The sequence below is a fragment of the Spirosoma fluminis genome (assembly GCF_054778895.1).
Map to the genome: position 1 here is coordinate 102,720 of NZ_BAAGZD010000019.1, position 17,294 is coordinate 120,013.

Consider the following 17,294-nt stretch of genomic DNA (forward strand, 5'->3'; position numbering starts at 1 on the left):
CAACCAGACCCAGCTCACCCGGTTAGAACTGGAAGTAAATAAACTGGTTTGACGAGAATACGCCGAATAAGTAGGTGACGAACGTAATGAGCACGAACAGCGCGTAGAACCGGACGGTATTCCGGGTTGGGATATAGAGATAGAAGTATTCTTTCACCAGCAGAAACCCGATCAGGAAAACGCTAAATCCCATCTCAATGGCGTTCATCGGGCTATCGATTGACTCGGTTGGCGAGAGCGTCGCAATACGTTGCAGGATCAGCATAGCATCACTCAGATTACGGGCCCGGAAAAACACCCACGTCAGCATGATCAGCACAAACGTAAACAGGACGTTACCTACGATACGTATCGGAGACCGCTGGCGTTCTGTTCCGGCTACCGGCGAGGTGACCATACGGGCTGGCGTTGCTGAGAAGCCGAGCCGGACCAGCAGCTTGTCGCGCAGTACGGCCAGAATCTGGTAGACCCCATTCAGGCCGCCCCAGATTACGTACGTCCAGTTAGGCCCGTGCCAGAGTCCACTCGCCAGAAATACAATCAGCATGTTCAGGTACTGCCTGACTTCTCCTTTTCGGTTGCCGCCCAGTGGAATGTACAGGTAATCGCGGAACCAGGTCGACAGCGAGATGTGCCAGCGTCGCCAGAATTCCGATACCGACTGGGCAATGTAGGGCGTTCGGAAGTTTTCCATGAGCGTAAAGCCCATCACCCGCGCGGCTCCAATGGCAATGTCCGAGTAGCCCGAAAAGTCGCAGTAAATCTGAATGGTATAAAAGAAGGTTGCCGCCAGTAAGGTGAGCCCATTGTGCTCCGATGGGTCGTTATAAGCGTAATCGACCAGCATAGCGAGCCGGTCCGCGATTACAACTTTCTTGAACAGGCCAAAGGCCATCTGCATCAGGCCCGCCTTTACGTTCTCGAAGTCGAAGGGAAACGTCTTGTGAAACTGCCACAGGACGTTTTGCGGCCGTTCGATGGGACCCGCCACGAGCTGCGGATAGAACATGACGTAGAGTGCATAAATACCAAAATGCCGCTCCGCCTTATGATTACCCCGGTACACCTCAATGGTGTAGCTCATGGCCTGAAACGTGTGGAACGACAGGCCCACCGGCAAAATACTCTTATTGTCTTTAAACGACGAAATGCCACTCTCGCCAAACAGGTGCAGAACTTTAACAAACAGCCGATTGCCGATATTCATGGCTTTCCCGGCCACGCCTGGCATATTCAAATGCTCGAACAGCCAGGATATGTTCTCCGTAAAAAAACCCAGGTACTTAAAAAAGGCCAGAATACCCAGGTTCGACACCAGCGATATGATCAGCAGCCATTTCCGGGTTTTACCCCCCGACTGTTCGATCCAGATTCCGGCGAAGTAATCGATAACAATAGTCAGGAACAGAATCAGAATGTACTCGGGCTTGAGCACCATGTAGAAGTAGCAGCTTGCTACCAGCAACAGGATCCAGCGGCCCCGCCACTTCAGCCCGAAGTAGCTCAGCGTAACGACAATAAAGAAAAGTAGAAACTGTAGCGAATTAAACAGCATACGGTTCGGCCTGCGTCACCGATCGAGGTCGGCGCAGGGCGTTCATAGCCTGAACGGCGTAATAGAAAAAACCAATAACGAGTAACACTTCAATTGAATATTCCAGCAGGGCAATCGGCTTGAGCAGAGCCGACAGCCGATCGTAAACGGGCATCCCCAGCCGCCACCACAACGACGGGTGAATAGCCGCCAGTACGTTGAACCCAATCAGCCCAATGCACCAGCGATTGCGCCGAAAGTCGACTAATGTAAACACCAGCGGCAGCATAAACAAATAGGCGTAATGACTGATTGCGTTCTGCTGCACAACGGTCATGACGCTATACACCAGCACAAAGATAAACGGTACGTAGTCCCGATAGCGCCAGCGGGGAGCCCGGCTGCGCACAAATCCTGTGCCGGCTAAAATAACCAGCAAGGTAATGGCCAGTCCACCCCATTTCCAGATCGCTCCTACGGAACGTAGTCCGTCGGTCAGCACCGGGTTAAGCACCGAACGCCAGTTGGGCGCTTTAATGATATCGCCTTCGGACGACTGCTGCTGTAAAAACAGTAACCCCGTTTTCCAGTACATCCACCCCATTACCGGCAAAATCACGATGGCTAACCCGACTCCAAATCGAATAGCCGTGCGCAGATTACCCAGCATGAGCAGGCATACCGGCATCAGCACCAGCGCAAATACAATTTTGGTTGCCATCATGCCCAGGCCCAGTACCACACCGGCCAGCAGCGGCTGACGGTCCATGAACGGAATGGCCAGCAGGGCGAAAAGCCACAGCACTACGTCTTCCTGTCCGCTGAACACCGACATGGTGAAGGGCAATGGCAAGAGGTAATAAAACAAGGCGCGGAACAACCGGTCGCCGGTTGAATCCTGATTTTTGTAATACCGATAGGTTAGCAGAACCGCCAGCCCTTCGACCAGCAGCATAACCAGCACCACCATCCGCGAGTCGCGCCAGACGGCTAAAAACGGAGCAATCCAGTACCCAAACAACGGCGAGTAGCCACTGTACACATCCCGGTACGGAATCCCCCCGTCCAGAGCCGTTAAGCTGATTGGATAATAATACTCGGATGCGTCAGACTGGGGCATATAGCCCAGGATCAGGTAAACGCCCACAAACGGTAACAGGCGAAACACAGTCCAGAAAACGAGCAACCACGGCACCTGTACCGACGAATCGAACTGAGTTTTGATCCAGCTTCGCCGGTTCAGTACCAGAATAAGTACCAACGCCAGCGCAACCGAAACCCCAGATTTTACAAAGACAATAAACATTTGTTCGACTAATCAACCAGAAACGGCTTGGATGGATGGCCGGGAACGGGCACTTCAACAAGCTCCTGACGGTCCGATGCAAACCATAACTGCCTTAAAACGATACGTAGCATGTACACCAATATGCCCAGTTCGACACACTGAAACAGGTAATCGATCCACTCGGAAGGTCGGTTAATCAGCGACCAGCCGTTGTATAACTCCTGATCATTGTAAATAACGGATAAAATGGGCTGTGCAACGGCCAGGAAATTCAGCAGCGTGAACGCAATCCACAGCTTCGGGCGATCATTCACCGACAGAACGACAAAGACGAGTGGCAGTGCGTAGGTAAATAGATAATAGCCCGGTGAGCTTGGCAGGCATACCATAAACAGATTAAACGTGAACACGTACAATAAGGGCATCAGGCGTCGGTAGCCCAGCGCCCGGTACTGATGACCGATGAATGAAGCGCCCCCAATGGTCAGGATCAAACCGCACCAGTTAAGGTAGGTGAGCGGAACCTGATCAAAATAATTTCCGAACAAGGGACGTAACACGCTCACGGCATTGGGCGTCATCGGCAGGGACGAGTGCTGAATAGGCATCAGAAAATCCATGCCGACTAGGCCATACAGAATGGCCAGACTGGGAATACCCACCAGCAAAAGGCCCGTTACGTATTGAAGCCGGTTCGGCACAATAAAGAACAGCGGAATCAGGAGCACCACCAGCATGAATTTAATCGTCAGCATGCCGATTCCCCAGATAATGCCCGCCCACAGACTGAATCGCCGACTTTCGGGCAGGGCCAGCACAATTAAACCAAAACCCCACATCCACAGATCCTCTTCGCTGCTGAGAATCATGGCCACAAAAGGCAAAGGCAGCAGGTAATACAGCACAAACCACACGATCCCGCCGTCAACTCGATTGTTGTAATAGCGTAAGGTTGCCCGAGCCACAATAAACTCGGCCAGCGCCATCAGAAGAACAATCGATTTGGCACTGTACCAGATAAATAAAGGCAGACTGATCAGATAGCCAAACAAGGGGGCGTGGTAGGACAGAAAGTCCCGGTATACCAATTTACCCTGCATAGCTGCGATGGCCTTACGGTAAAAGAAATCGACATCACTACGCGGGTCCTGATCTAACAGTAAATACACCACAACGAACGGTACTATACGCAGGGCCACGAACGTCAAAAACACCGTAGCGGTTTCGTGGCGGGTTAGCAGCGGCTTCAACCGCTTACGATTGAAATAGGCCAACAGAACAACTATTGCCAAACCGGCTGCAATAATTACTTTGACCAAAGAGGTAGTCCCTAATGAAATCATACAAGTTTGGCAAATAGAATTAGGCGCTTAAGGGATTATCTCCCTGGTGTTATAATTGTCCAACTGCCCCACAGGAACACTGTACAACTCAAAAAACAGTTACAAAGGCCGTGCCTAATATTCCGGGATGGCACTATCTTACAGCAATAGTATATAAAATCTTATAATTTCTCGTCTTGTCGTACATAAGACCTGTCCGGGCCATAGGCCGATTGCCGCTGCTGCTGCCGGATAATCTCCCGCACAACGTATAAAGGCCGCCCTTTCGTCTGAAAGAAGATACGTAACACGTACTCCCCGATCATGCCGAGCGCAATCAACTGAACGCCACTGAACAGAATGATGACGAACAGAAGCGCGGTAAAACCCTGTGGAACATCGCCGTAAAAGTATTTTTTTACCAGCGTTTGGATGAAATAAAGACCTGATATACCGATCGTGATCAAACCCAGTCGGGTAACCAGCTTAATGGGATATTCACTAAAGTTAAAAATCCCGTTATACGCCAGCTTACGCAGCATTTTAAAGGAGTACTTTGGCGCTCCGGCTACGCGGGCATCGCGTTCATATTCCACACCGATCTGCCGAAACCCGATCCAGCTCCGCATACCCCGAATGAAGCGGCTTTCTTCGGGCATCTGATTCAGGACATCGGCCACCCGTCGGCTGATCAGCGAAAAATCACCGCTGTCTAAAGGAATGTCGACGTAGGAGATTGACCGCATGAACCGGTAAAAGGCCGAATAAGCCAGCCGTTTAAAAAAGCTTTCTTTCCGCTTTTTCCGAACGGCATACACAACGTCGTACCCTTCCTTATACTTTTCATAGAACTCCGTCAGCAGCTCGGGCGGGTCCTGCAAATCCCCATCAATGATGAATAAGGCTTCGGTACCTCTGGCGGCAGCCATACCGGCCGTTAACGCTGTTTGATGGCCGTAGTTTCTCGACAGAAAAACACAATGATACCGGCCATCTGCCAGGGCAAGCTGCTGCATTAACGCGGCCGTATTGTCGCGGCTGCCATCATCAACGAGCACAACTTCAATCGATAGGGACGTTGACTCCATCACAGCGTTCAACCGCTTTACCAGGTGCGGGAACGATTCTGTTTCATTATACAATGGAGCAACAATGGAAATCTGCGGGTCTGACAAAGGCGTAACAAAGGACGATTCTCTGCCCGCAAAAGTACGTCTTTTTGCCTCTTGGCCCACACTCACCGGGCGTTTCTCAAGGAATCGTTATTGTCTGGCTACTGAACCGCACGGGTTGTCCGGCGGATGGAATGAATAAACCGACCCGATACGAACCCGGTGCCAGCAGGCTGTTCACCACTTCGGCCCGCACATTGTCCGGGGATTGGTTCAGCCAGAAGGCCTTCGTTCCAAACGGCAGTTCGGATACGTATAAATACGAACGCTGCGGAGATTGCACCACTACCGCCGACGGCCCATTCACCGACAGTGTAGTGGGTGGCACCGTCTCGGCAATGTAGCTATAGCCTCCCCCCGACACGTTGACATGAATAAGAGAATCAGGAATGCGGGACTGAACCGATGGACGTAACGTCGACTCAAAAGCCGTGTAATAAGCAGCAGGATACTGATAGATACCTCGCTTAACCGCTTCGGTCATGGCATGATTAGCCAGGTCGGCGAAGGGGGTTCCCCAGGTCGGTCCTAAGCCAGTGCCATTATGTTTCTGGTTAAATGCACTGGTTAACAGCACCTGCTTGCGATAGGCTACCTTCGGCCAGCGGATAAAGTAGGAGATACTGAAAATGGCAATACTACTCAGTATACCGACCCTAACCCAGCGGTTCAGAGCCTCACTCCGGCGGTATTCACTCAATACGGTTAGGTAAAGAAGCGAAATCAAGAGAGCCGGGTAGATCATGTAATTACTCACGAGCATGACCGAGTACCCGAAGCGGGGCCGCAGAAAGGCCACAACGCTGGCATTCACCATCAGAAACGCGTAGCATCCGACGAAAAAATACTGCCGCTGCCGGTCTGGTTTGAATCCGTTACCGGCCGAGCGCGCATAGCGCGTGTTCGGACCCAGGAAGTTAGGAAGCAGGTTCCAAAGCAGCGCCAGCATAGTGGTAATTAACACCAGACCCGCCAGCGTTGGCAGGATGCTTCGCTTAACAATGTCGGCATCCGGAAAGAAATCGAACAAACCGCCAGTGAACGTAAAGAAAGCCGCGACAATCAGATACGGCTGCCGGATAAAAAACGAGAAGCTGCTTTCATTGCCCTGAGGGCTATGGAAATCATGGAAGTAAAACAGGATGGTAGCAACTCCGATGACAAGCCAGATTCCTAATCGATACCAATTCCTCTGTAAAGCCAGTACGACGGCCCCCGCAACCCAGCCAAACAGGCCATTACTCATCGAGAGCGACGCCAGGAGCTGTAAACCGGTTGCAACCGCGAAGCGGTTCGGACGACCGTTGGCCAGCATGTACAGTGCCGTTAGAATCAGACACACGACTACCTGGTGCTGCAAGCCCGTGATCGCCCAGATGCTGGTCAGGTAGTACTGAGGCTGAAGTACAAAAAAAGGAATGGGTACGAACGCCAGCAACGGCAGGTTGAGCCCTTTAAACACCCGGTAAAACAGCCAGACGATACCGAGCAGAAACAAGTACCCCGCCAGAATCAGCCACCGGAAATTCACCTGCCCGCTAAGGGTGTACAGGAGCAACGTAATGAGTTTGGCCGTCAGGATTCGGTGCTCATTGTTCGGCCGGAGCAGCCAGTCGGCTTTCTCCGCGGCCGTATCGGCATCGATGTAGCCTATTATGAAACTCAGGAACGCATCAATGTCGTCCATCCAGGGCACATTAACGGCGTAGGTTACAATCAGCAGGGTAAAGCAGACGATGGGCGCAGCAGCCAGCGCAACCGCCCCCCAACCTGATTTAACCGACATAGACGTTCTATACGTGGGCGTCCTTAATGAATTCATAGGTTACGGTACTTACGTTGAATCCGGTATAGTTCATACCACATCTTAAAGACATAGGTTGAGCTCAGGCGCGAGTCACTCTGCTCGATCCACTGCTGTAGAGGCCGCTCCGCCACGCGTTCCAGGATCGTAGGCCGACCGTGCTGCTCAATGAGCCGGGCCAGCAATTCCACGTCGAACAGCCAGGGACTAATAAACGGCTCTTTAAATAACACCGGTACGACCCGGCGACGAAACAGTTTTGCTCCGCACTGACTGTCGTAAACGGGCAGTTTAAGAATGGTACTGATGAACGTAGCGATTACCCGCCCGACGTAGTGCCGAAACGCATTCCGCTGAATGTCAGCCCCCATACGTTTGATGCGTGATCCCATCACCAGATCGAGGCTGACATTGGCGTCAAGAACGTAGGCGAGGTCGGTAATCGCACTGAGGGGGGTAGCCAGGTCGGCATCGAAAAAACCGACGTAATCAACGGATTTCTCGGCGGCATACTGCATACCCGCACGTACGGCACCTCCTTTCCCTTCGTTACGGGACAGCTTCAGCGCATCGATACGTTCAGGGTTTTGGTTCTTTAATCGCTCTAAAACGGCGTATGTGTTGTCCACGCTGCCATCGTCCACGAAGCAGAAATTCACATTCGGAACCTCCCGGATGTACGCCAGAAATAGATCGGCGGGTAACCGGGAGGCTTCGTTATAACACGGAATAATAATACAGACAGAGGACATGTAGCGAATGATAGTTAACGGCGGGCAGTGGACGATTGAGCGTCGAGTAACACGACTTTATGGCCATAATAGCCAGCCTGACAGCGATTCCACCAGTGGTCACTGTTGGTATGGATGTCTTCGATAAACAAACTGCGAGGATACACACTGATGGGGCTGAGCCGCAACGTATCGGAAGGCTGCAAAAGCCGCTGATGACGTTCGGTCATCTCCCGGTCGTAGGTTGCCGCGTTACCACTTATGAGGTCGCCGTAAAGCTGCCGGATTGTTGGACTGCCCCAGGCGCTGGCCAGTATCCAGATTCCCGCCAGCAGGAAAACAAAAGCCGGTAGCGGTTTGGGGTTCGTCAAAAAGCGACCGAATGAATTACCCCGACGTAACGCCCAGCCAATAAGGGTCGTTAATGCATAAAACCAGCCAACGATGAAAACGATATACACCAGGTTTATGACCCGGCTGGGCGGTACACCCAGACCATACGTAGAGGGGAACGTTAAAACGATCAATACACCCGCCAAAACCACAAGCAGTAACAGCGTAGGCAGTTGAAATAAGAAACGTACAGAACTGGACCGGTTATTGAGCCGAACGGCAACGGGCAGCCAGAATAGAGACAACGGAATAATAGGCGTTTGCCAGAGCCAGATAACAATGTATTTTACCAGCCAGCGCAGCGTGGCTATGAACGATACAAGTACATTCCCCTGGATTTCGTTGGCGTTTAACCGGATCGAGTTGCCGGGCGCACTGAACACCAACCAGGCCGATGCTACGGCCACGATCAATAAATAAGCGAGAAAAAAGTCAACCGTTCGCTGGAAGAACAGCCGGTAAGCCGCCAGTCCCAGCAGTAGCATGGCCAGCAGCAGCAGGTTCGTTTCGCCCGATCCAACGATGGCGAATACCAGTACCCCCGCCCAGATACTCGTCAAGGTTCTGAACCAGCCCGTCGGCAGGCGATACCAACGTAACAGCACGGCGACGAAATAAATCGTCAGGATGGTTGGCACGGTGTAAGAAGCTACGGCCGCCGTCCAGAAAAAGGCTTCGGCAATGCTTTGCAGCGCCAGAATAATGCCGAAAAACAGCAAAGCCGTAGCCGTAAGACGTCGTGTAATGGCCTGGTCGCGGAGAATCTCGCCCACAAAGGCGTACAGCGCGGCAACTAACCCAGTTGCGGCTACCGCCGGAATGACCCGAAATCCATTGTACCAATTCCAGACCAGCGGATTACCGTGCACGAGCATGTTGGAGAAATAGCGCCCGGTCCAGCCATCGTAATAATATTTCTGAGCTTGCCAGAAGCCATAGCGCACGGCCGTATCTGCAAAGCAATAATCATCGGCGGCCGAGGGATGATTGTGAACAGAGAGCACAACTAACGGTACGTACGCCAGCAAAAACAAGATTCCGGCGATTACGGTCACCAGCCGGTCATCCAACATTTCTTTCATGCCAAATCACCGGCCCAAGGGCCGGCGTGAATGGTGTTAGTGCTTCAGGGAACAACAGAATCCCCTTTAGCTGTGGCTACGGCCGATTGCAGCCGTATCAGGAATGGGTAAGCCAGCACGGCCGCCAGAATCACGAGTGTTCCGGCATAAAAGCCCGTTGTCATGCGTTCAGCATCGCCGAAAATCAGTACGGCCAGCAAAATTCCATACACTGGCTCCAAATTTACAGTTAAGATTGCCAGATACGGCGAAAATTTACGTAACAGGCGCACACCGACCGAATAGGCATAGACTGTACAGACCAACGAAAGGAGTAAAAGCCAGAACCACTGGATAGGTGTGTTCGGTACGTACTGCACCGCCTGCCCAGCCGCTACCGGATCTATGGCCTGCACCAGCAGCCACATCCCAAAAGCGCCTAGCGATGCTCCCGCCATTTCATAAAACGAGATGACCAGGGCGTCGTGCCGCTGGGTAAATCGGCTGTTAATAATGGTAAACAATGACGATAGCATGGCCGAAAAAACCGCCATGGCTAGTCCGGCCACTTTGTCGAACTCAAACCGGAAGATCAGGTACAGCCCACTCATCACGGCGACTCCCAAGAGTACCTCAATAAGCCGGATACGCCGACGTAACAGGATGGGTTCCAGCACACTCGCCCAGAGCGAACTGGTAGCCATACCGGCTAGGCAAACCGATACGTTGGCAATCCGGGCGGCTAAAAAAAACGTTACCCAATGCAGGGCGATGACCCCGCCGGTGGCGAGGAGTTTCCAGCGATCAGCTGCAGGTACCGCAATCGTCTGCTTGCGAATTCTCAGCACAACGCCCATGCCGACAACCGCCAGCAGCGTACGAAACAGCACAACCGCCGACGAGTCGAGCGGTTCGAGCAGTTTCCCAAGAATGGCCGTAAATCCCCAGATTAAGACGATAAAGTGAAGCTGGAGGTAATCGGTGAAGGCAGGCTTATTCATAAATAAAGAGCGAAAGAGTGAATGAGCGAAAGAGTGAATAAAGTAGCTACTAAGTATTCGCTCTTTCACTCTTTCGTTCTTTCGCTCATTAATTACCTCGGGATTGTATTGTACAACAAGACCCCAATGGCGGCAAAAATAGCGTTTGGTAACCAGACCGCCACAATGGGATTCAGATTACCGGACTCGGCAATCCCTTTGGCCAGCATAAAGAACAGCAGGTAGGTAAAAGCCAGAAAAAACCCAAGCGCCACCTGCCAGCCAACTCCCCGCCGGCTTTTACGCGCCGACATGATCACCCCGATAATGGCGAGGATGACGATGGCGAAGGGGCGCGTATCCCGGCTGTATTTCTCCAGCAAATAGGTTTCTACGCCATCGGCCCCGCGGCTACGTAACAGGTCGATGTGCTTGTTTAGCTCGGGTAGCGTGAGCGTTTCGTACAGGTTGAAATTTGAGCTGAAGTCGTCCGGTTTCAGGTTCAGCGCCGTATCCAGCCGGGTGCCGGGCGTAAGCGTTTCCTGTAGGCCGTTGATATCCCGGATCTTGTAATCGTAGACTGCCCATTTCTTTTTCTTGACGTCCCACTCGATCCGGTCGGCCGAGAGCTTTTGCTTGAGTTTGTTGCCTTCAATACGTTCCAGAGTGAACTTATAACCGGTGTTACTCAGGTTGTTGTAACTTTCCAGGTACGCATACGTATTGGGTGCAATTTTTATGTGTACGTTCCGGCCCGAGTACGTATAAGCCTCGTTGATGTACTCTACCTCAAAAGCAATGCGGGTTTTGTTCGCTTTCGGAATAATATAATTGACCATGAAGTAGGTCAGCACGGCCAGCACGGTAGCCCCCATAAAATACGGCAGCAGCAACCGCACAAAGCTCACTCCGCTACTCAGAATGGCAATAATTTCGGTGCGGGCCGCCAGCCGGGACGTCAGGAATACCGTGGCGATAAAGACCATCAGCGGGCTGATGTAGTTGGCCCAGTAGGGAATAAAATTCAGGTAATAGTCCCACAGAATCTTGCTGGCGGGCGCGTTATGTTTGTAGAAGTTGTCGACCTTTTCGGTGTAGTCGATCATCACAACCACTAGAACGATCACCAGCACCACAAAGACGTATGTTTGTAGGAACCGCTTCAGTATATACCAATCGAGTAATTTCATGTTGATGGTTTTGCGTACAGGTCACAGATGCAGCATGAGTAGCGCACCAGTTTTAGGGTCGTCGGGATACGCTGCTATCGTTACCAGCGCTTGTTCACTCAGTTGACTAACAGGTTTTTGGCAACTTCATAACTAACAAACACCAATCGGCCGTTTTCAATTTGCACAACTGCTGATTTGTCGAATGCATTAATCTGGGTCACCGTAACTGCACAGCCCAGCGTCAGGTTCGAGTGATCGAGGTGCTGAAGAAACTCCGTCGAGTGTTCCAGAACCGCCATCAGCCGTGCCTTCTCCCCTTCCTGCATCTCCGATAACTTTCGATATCCGGTTTCGGGCATCAATCCCGCTGGTGTTGGAATTGGATCACCGTGCGGATCAAACTGCGGGTGGCCCAAAAACGTATCTAAGCGGGTAACCAACTCCTCCGAACGAATGTGTTCAAGTTCTTCCGCGATCGCATGTACGGCATCCCACCCAAACCCGAGCTTTTCGACCAGAAAAACCTCCCAGAGCCGATGCCGACGGATAATTTGCAGCGCCACTCGCTCACCTTCTTCCGTCAGCCGGACACCCTGGTACTTTTTATAATGAATCAACTGTTTTTCAGCCAGTTTTCTGAGCATGTCCGTTACCGACGCGGCTTTGGTAGCCGTCATCTCGGCCAATGCATTCGTGCTCACCTCGCCCGCCTGCCGTGTAGCCAGATAATAAATGGTCTTTAGGTAATTTTCTTCGGTGAACGAATGCATAGCCGGTTACTGCTTACCGAAAACAGCAAAAAGAAGTCAAACAGTTTACCGACAAAGGTAGTTTTTATGTTAAACTTTCTAAAAATTTAGACTGGTCTAAATTTTTATTTAAACATTGCTTACCTTTGATTCGTTGATGGTCTAGTACGTAGAGAACTAATGAATACAGCTATAAAAGGGTGGCGCCAGGAGAACGAATCAAATTCACTGGGTGAAGTCCATGGTTCTGTCCACGTTCCCACTAACAGTGGTTTCTTTAAAACATTGATGGCCTATGTCGGGCCGGGCCTGATGGTTGCTGTGGGCTACATGGACCCCGGTAACTGGGCTACCGATATTGCTGGGGGGGCGCAGTTTGGCTACCGGCTCCTATCGGTCGTTTTGATCTCAAATCTTTTCGCGATTCTCCTTCAGCACCTGGCGCTGAAGCTCGGCATTGCCACCGGCCGCGATTTAGCCCAGGCCTGCCGCGATCATTTCAGCCGACCAGTGTCCATTCTTTTTTGGGTGTTAGCCGAGATTGCTATTGCAGCTACCGATCTGGCCGAAGTCATTGGTTCGGCTATTGCCCTGAACCTGTTATTTGGTTTACCGCTTACCGTGGGCATACTTATCACGGCTCTGGACGTCCTGCTTTTATTATACCTACAGAATAAAGGGTTTCGTGTGCTGGAACGTATCGTGGCCAGCCTGATCTTTCTGATTGTGGGGTGCTTCGGCTACGAACTGCTGATTGCCAAACCCGCCCTTAACGATATTATGGATGGGCTACTGCCCCGTCAGGAGATCATTACCAACCCGGGCATGTTGTACATTGCAATCGGTATTCTGGGGGCTACGGTCATGCCGCATAACCTATATCTTCATTCGAGCATCGTGCAGACCCGCAATTTCAGCCGCGACGATGCGGGACGTAAATCCGCCATCAAATTCGCCACGATCGACTCAACCATCTCTTTATTCCTGGCTTTCTTTATCAATGCGGCCATCCTGATGCTGGCAGCCGCTACGTTCCATACGTCAGGCAACCAAAACGTAGCGGACATTACCGATGCTCACCGCCTGCTCGATCCGATTTTAGGCGTTAAGCTAGCGGGACTTCTCTTTGCCGTAGCGCTACTGGCATCGGGGCAAAACTCCACGCTAACCGGCACGCTGGCTGGTCAGATCGTCATGGAGGGTTTTTTGAATCTGCGGCTCAAACCCTGGTTACGTCGGCTCATCACGCGTCTGATCGCCATCGTACCGGCGCTTATTGTGGCCATCTTATACGGCGAGAAAGGCACCAGTGATTTATTGGTGTTCAGTCAGGTAATTCTTTCCTTACAACTTAGTTTTGCCGTTGTACCGCTCGTTTCCTTCACCAGCGATAAGCTGAAAATGGGGAGGTTTGTCAACCCTGGCTGGGTAAAGGCTTTGGCCTGGACAGTAGCCGTCGTTATTATCAGTTTGAACACGTACCTGCTTTGGGATACCGTTCTTCATTGATAAATCTATAAGGCATACAGAACAAAATCGGGCGAGTTTATAAACTCGCCCGATTTTGTTCTGTATGCCTGTGTCAGGCTAATTTACGTAACGTATTATTGACTTTTTTAAAGTATATCGAGTATATCTACTACCAGACTTAATAATTTAACAATCAAATAAAACCAATTTCAAAACAAACAATAGTCCAAATTCCAATGCATTAAATCCTTATTTCGAGAAGAGACAAAAATAGAAATTAGTACTATATCTATAATTCAAAAAGCTGTTTGTATTATTACGCCCGGCCAGTGTGCTTAACGAATCGGGTCCTTTTTCTCCCACACCCCGCACGATAGTAAACACTCCTTATTCACTAGTAAACCGTCTTATTATGCTTGATTTTCTACGCAGTTGGCGTCCGGATGAAGTTCGTCGCTGGGTGCTGCTCAGCTTGCTTGTGCTTATAACTCACCTGAGTTATGCACAGACCGTTATCACTGGTACAGTAACTGATGCTGCCAATGGTGATGCACTGGCGGGGACAACCATCCAGGTAAAAGGAACCAATACCGGAGCAACGGCCGACGCCAATGGCCGTTATCAACTAACTATGCCAGTCGGCGAAAAAACGCTGATTTTTTCCTTCATTGGCTACCAGCCCTTCGAAGCAGCGGTCGGCAATCGTAGTGTGATCGATGTTCAGCTCACAGCCACGAACAACGCTTTAAGCGAGGTCGTCGTTGTTGGGTATGGCGTACAGAACCGACGCGACATCACTACGGCTATCGGCTCGGTTAAGGCGCGCGATCTGGCGAACCAGCCCGTTGCTAGTTTTGATCAGGCGCTGGCCGCCAAAATTGCCGGGGTGCAGGTAACCCAGACCTCCGGCGCCCCCGGAGCAGGCTTATCCGTCCGCGTTCGGGGGACCGGTTCAATCAGTGCTGGCAATGATCCGTTGTACGTTATTGACGGGATTCCGCTTTCGCGCGACACAAAATATGCGACCGGCAGCACCAGCACGCAGTTTCCGGACAATCCGATCAACGTACTGAGCACAATCAACACAGACGATATTGAAAGTATTGAAGTATTAAAAGATGCGTCGGCGGCTGCCATTTATGGCTCCCGAGGTTCCAATGGCGTCGTTCTACTCACCACCAAACGGGGGAAAGAAGGCAAAACGACCATCAATTACGATTCGTTTGTAGGCGTTCAGAATGTTTCGAAGAAGATTGACATGATCAACGCGTATGAATACGCTCAGCTAAGCTACGAAGCGAAAAACAATGCGTATCTCGACCGAAACCCGACGGGTAAACCGACTGACTCGAATGACATTCGAAACAAAGGCGTTGGTGCACCGAGTACGCTGATTCAGCCCGAAATCGTTCCTTACCTTTCAGGGCAACCGGGATTAATTAACACCGACTGGCAAGATGCTATTTTCAGGGCTGCTCCCATCCAAAACCATACGCTTTCGATCTCGGGCGGGAAAGATAACGTCAAATTTTACGTATCCGGTAACTACCTGGATCAACGAGGAGTGGTTATCAATTCGGGCTTCAAACGCTACAGCGCCCGAGCGAATGTCGATGTGAAATCCGGTAGATTGACCGTCGGCGCTAACCTAAATCCTACCTACTCCTACCATGACCTGATTAAGGCTGAAGGACCTTATTTGGGTGAAGGCGTAGTTGGTTTAGCCCTTCAAATGCCGCCTATCTTTCCGGTCTATAACGCCGACGGATCGTACAACTGGGGAGGCAATGCCTGGGGGTACGGAGCTACCTCTATCCTGAACCCGGTCGCCATTGCCAATCAGGTGAGTGATAAGTTGAGTCAGTTACGTGTACTCGGTAATGCTTACGCGCAGTACGAGATTTTCAAAGGCTTATCGTACCGCCTAAACGTAGGGACCGACATCAATAGCTTTCAACGTGATTACTACCGACCGTCAACGCTCGAAATCAGAGATCGTAAAGGCCCTTCTGTGCCGACAGGCTTTTCGAGAGCGCAGAATTTTATAAACTGGTTGGTTGAAAATACCCTGAACTACAATCAATCGTTCGGCGCACACACGGTCGCGGCATTAGTAGGTTTCACCTCACAAAAAGACCGGCGGGTTGCTAATGAACTTACGGCGACCAACTTTCCCAATGACCTGGTGTACACGCTGAACGCGGGGCAAGTATCTGCCGGGGCTTCTGATGTTCAGGAATGGTCGTTACTGTCTTACCTAGGCCGAGTTCAATACGATTATAACGGAAAATACCTGCTCTCGGCCGCCATTCGGGCGGATGGCTCCTCGCGCTTTGGCCGCGATAACCGTTGGGGTTACTTTCCATCGGTATCAGCGGGATGGAATTTGTCGCAGGAATCATTCTTAAAACCCGTTACGTGGTTAAGTGATCTGAAACTACGCGCCAGCTATGGCTTAACCGGAAATTTCCAGATCCCTAACTACGGATCAATCAGCTTATTAAACTATCAGAACTACATTTTAGGTCCCGAAACAGTTGTCAGTGGCCTGGCGCCGGGCAATTCCGCCAATGATAGGTTGAGATGGGAGAAGACGGCCATGCTCGATGTCGGTTTCGATGTTAGTTTCTTTAGAAACAAGCTGAATCTGACTGTTGACTACTACAACGCAAATACCTCTGACCTGCTCCTGAACGTACCGGTTCCGAGAACGTCAGGATTTAGCACAGAACTACAGAACATCGGTAAAGTAAACAACCAGGGGTTCGAGTTTACACTTGGAACCCGTCAGACGTTCGGCCGTTTCCGGTGGGACGCAAGCGCCAATATTGCGACGAACCGAAACAAAGTAATAGCCCTGGGGCCATCCGGTGACCCAATCATTGTAGCGGGTGGAGTCGCCGGTGCGCAGTTTATTACGCAGATCGGCCATCCGATTGGCGAATACTATACGATGATTTACGACGGTGTCTTTAAAAACCAAGCCGAAATTGATGCTTATCCGCATACGTCTACAACCAAACCCGGCGATTTCCGATTCGTCGACAAGAATGGCGATGGCAAAATTGACTTCAGCAGCGACCGCACCGTAACGGGCAGCTATTTCCCGAAGTACACGTTTGGGTTTACCAACAATTTCGCCTTCCGGGGTTTCGATCTGGGCATCGCGATTCAAGGCGTTCAGGGCCACAAAATTCTGAATCTGATACGTCGGTATATCTACAACATGGAGGGGAACGGCAATCTGTTCCGGGGGGCCTTGGACCGCTGGCAGTCGGCCGATAACCCAGGAAACGGATTGGTCAACCGCGCGAACCGACTTTCTACCGGATCGAACGGCGAAATCTCGACCTGGCACATTGAAGACGGCTCATACGTCCGTATTCGCACCCTTACGCTCGGCTATTCGTTGCCCAGCACAGTACTACAACGGTTGCGTCTAACCCGCGCCCGCCTATACGTTTCGGCTCAGAATCCGTTCACGTTCACCAAGTACCTCGGTTTCAATCCGGAGGTGAACAGCCGTCCTGACAGTGCCTTGTCTTCGGGCGAAGATTACGGAACCTATCCCTTACCACGTACCACATCAGTCGGTATCAATCTTTCTTTCTAACCAGC

At 51.2% G+C, this 17,294-nt stretch carries 12 protein-coding genes; 2 read left to right on the plus strand and 10 right to left on the minus strand.

Translation table 11 applies throughout. From position 1 onward, the window contains the following. Nucleotides 1-22: 22 nt before the first annotated feature. From ACYVBJ_RS19460 to ACYVBJ_RS19505, 10 genes are all read right to left on the minus strand, one after another. Nucleotides 23-1,555: an MBOAT family O-acyltransferase gene (locus ACYVBJ_RS19460; protein ID WP_460983973.1), complete on the minus strand. Its 1,533-nt coding sequence runs from the start codon at nt 1,553-1,555 to the stop codon at nt 23-25. Beyond that, nucleotides 1,545-2,840 (minus strand): hypothetical protein, encoded by a 1,296-nt coding sequence (locus ACYVBJ_RS19465; RefSeq protein WP_460983974.1) that lies wholly within the window; start codon nt 2,838-2,840, stop codon nt 1,545-1,547. Before ACYVBJ_RS19465 ends, ACYVBJ_RS19460 begins: the two co-directional genes overlap by 11 nt. An 8-nt stretch (nt 2,841-2,848) precedes the next feature. After that, on the minus strand, nt 2,849-4,165 hold the full coding sequence (locus ACYVBJ_RS19470) for a hypothetical protein (protein WP_460983975.1): 1,317 nt from the start codon (nt 4,163-4,165) through the stop codon (nt 2,849-2,851). 161 nt (nt 4,166-4,326) lie between these two features. Then, the gene (locus ACYVBJ_RS19475; RefSeq protein ID WP_460983976.1) at nt 4,327-5,319 is read right to left on the minus strand and encodes a glycosyltransferase family 2 protein; all 993 of its coding nucleotides are present in this window, start codon (nt 5,317-5,319) and stop codon (nt 4,327-4,329) included. A gap of 76 nt (nt 5,320-5,395) precedes the next feature. Continuing rightward, on the minus strand, nt 5,396-7,138 hold the full coding sequence (locus ACYVBJ_RS19480) for a hypothetical protein (RefSeq protein WP_460983977.1): 1,743 nt from the start codon (nt 7,136-7,138) through the stop codon (nt 5,396-5,398). Next, nucleotides 7,135-7,872 carry a glycosyltransferase gene (locus ACYVBJ_RS19485; RefSeq protein ID WP_460983978.1) on the minus strand — a complete coding sequence of 246 codons (738 nt, stop codon included), beginning with the start codon at nt 7,870-7,872 and terminating at the stop codon, nt 7,135-7,137. The genes ACYVBJ_RS19480 and ACYVBJ_RS19485 overlap by 4 nt, the downstream gene beginning before the upstream one ends. A 14-nt stretch (nt 7,873-7,886) precedes the next feature. Beyond that, a complete protein-coding gene (locus ACYVBJ_RS19490) occupies nt 7,887-9,326 on the minus strand; it encodes a DUF6056 family protein (protein WP_460983979.1) in 1,440 nt (479 codons plus the stop codon). 44 nt (nt 9,327-9,370) lie between these two features. Continuing rightward, entirely contained in the window at nt 9,371-10,306 is a 936-nt protein-coding gene (locus ACYVBJ_RS19495) for a DMT family transporter (protein ID WP_460983980.1), read from the minus strand. A 92-nt stretch (nt 10,307-10,398) separates the two neighbouring features. Beyond that, nucleotides 10,399-11,475, minus strand: coding sequence for an LptF/LptG family permease (locus ACYVBJ_RS19500; protein ID WP_460983981.1), 1,077 nt, complete (start codon nt 11,473-11,475; stop codon nt 10,399-10,401). Between the two features lie 98 nt (nt 11,476-11,573). Beyond that, nucleotides 11,574-12,227, minus strand: a complete 654-nt coding sequence (locus ACYVBJ_RS19505) for a metal-dependent transcriptional regulator (RefSeq protein WP_460983982.1) — start codon at nt 12,225-12,227, stop codon at nt 11,574-11,576. Between the two features lie 159 nt (nt 12,228-12,386). Here ACYVBJ_RS19505 and ACYVBJ_RS19510 point away from each other — a divergent pair, with 159 nt between their 5' ends. Together ACYVBJ_RS19510 and ACYVBJ_RS19515 are read left to right on the plus strand one after the other, a co-directional pair. Beyond that, on the plus strand, nt 12,387-13,715 hold the full coding sequence (locus tag ACYVBJ_RS19510) for an Nramp family divalent metal transporter (protein ID WP_460983983.1): 1,329 nt from the start codon (nt 12,387-12,389) through the stop codon (nt 13,713-13,715). Nucleotides 13,716-14,088: 373 nt separating this feature from the next. Beyond that, nucleotides 14,089-17,289: a SusC/RagA family TonB-linked outer membrane protein gene (locus ACYVBJ_RS19515; protein WP_460983984.1), complete on the plus strand. Its 3,201-nt coding sequence runs from the start codon at nt 14,089-14,091 to the stop codon at nt 17,287-17,289. Nucleotides 17,290-17,294 lie beyond the last annotated feature (5 nt).